The following is a 1275-nucleotide window of genomic DNA, read 5'->3' as shown; positions in this document are numbered from 1 at the left end:
ACCATTGTTATCGACGCGGCGCCAGTGGCAAACAAAGATAGTGCGGCGATCAAAGAAGGTGAAACGGTCACGCTGGATGTGTTGGCGAACGACACCGACTTGGATGGCAAAGACGATATCGACCCGAGCACACTGACGATCATCACTAATGGTGGCAAAGGCACGGCAGAGTTTGTTAACGGCAAGCTGGTGTACACCGCGAAGCCGGGCGAAGTGGGCACCGATACCATCACGTACACCGTGAAAGACAAGCACGGCAATGTGTCCAATGAAACCACCGTGACCATTGTTATTGACGCGGCGCCGGTAGCAAACAAAGATAGCGCGGCGATCAAAGAAGGTGAAACGGTTACGCTGGATGTGTTGGCGAACGACACCGACTTGGATGGCAAAGACGATATCGACCCGAGCACACTGACGATCATCACTAATGGTGGCAAAGGCACGGCAGAGTTTGTTAACGGCAAGCTGGTGTACACCGCGAAGCCGGGCGAAGTGGGCACCGATACCATCACCTATACGGTGAAAGACAAGCACGGCAATATCTCCAACGAAGCCACGGTGACCATCGAAATCGACGCAGCGCCAGTGGCAAACAAAGATAGCGCGGCGATCAAAGAAGGTGAAACGGTCACGCTGGATGTGTTGGCGAACGACACCGACTTGGATGGCAAAGACGATATCGACCCGAGCACACTGACGATCATCACTAATGGTGGTAAAGGCACGGCAGAGTTTGTTAACGGCAAGTTGGTGTACACCGCGAAGCCGGGCGAAGTGGGCACGGACACCATCACGTACACCGTGAAAGACAAAAACGGCAACGTCTCCAACGAAGCGACGGTGACCATTGTTATCGACGCGGCGCCAGTGGCAAACAAAGATAGTGCGGCGATCAAAGAAGGTGAAACGGTCACGCTGGATGTGTTGGCGAACGACACCGACTTGGATGGCAAAGACGATATCGACCCGAGCACACTGACGATCATCACTAATGGTGGCAAAGGCACGGCAGAGTTTGTTAACGGCAAGTTGGTGTACACCGCGAAGCCGGGCGAAGTGGGCACCGATACCATCACGTACACCGTGAAAGACAAAAACGGCAATGTGTCCAATGAAACCACCGTGACCATTGTTATTGACGCGGCGCCGGTAGCAAACAAAGATAGCGCGGCGATCAAAGAAGGTGAAACGGTTACGCTGGATGTGTTGGCGAACGACACCGACTTGGATGGCAAAGACGATATCGACCCGAGCACACTGACGATCATCACT

The 1275-nt window shown here is 53.8% G+C and carries 1 protein-coding gene; it reads left to right on the top strand.

Annotated features, from left to right (window positions below):
• Window positions 1-1275, top strand: a 1275-nt coding sequence (locus tag PROVRUST_RS20265; protein WP_006816494.1) for an Ig-like domain-containing protein, incomplete at both ends; no start/stop codon positions are given.

This window comes from Providencia rustigianii DSM 4541 (genome assembly GCF_000156395.1).
Taxonomy (GTDB): Bacteria; Pseudomonadota; Gammaproteobacteria; order Enterobacterales; family Enterobacteriaceae; genus Providencia; species Providencia rustigianii.
The sequence above is the reverse complement of the archived record's forward strand: the minus strand, read 5'-3'. Positions and strand labels throughout refer to the sequence as shown.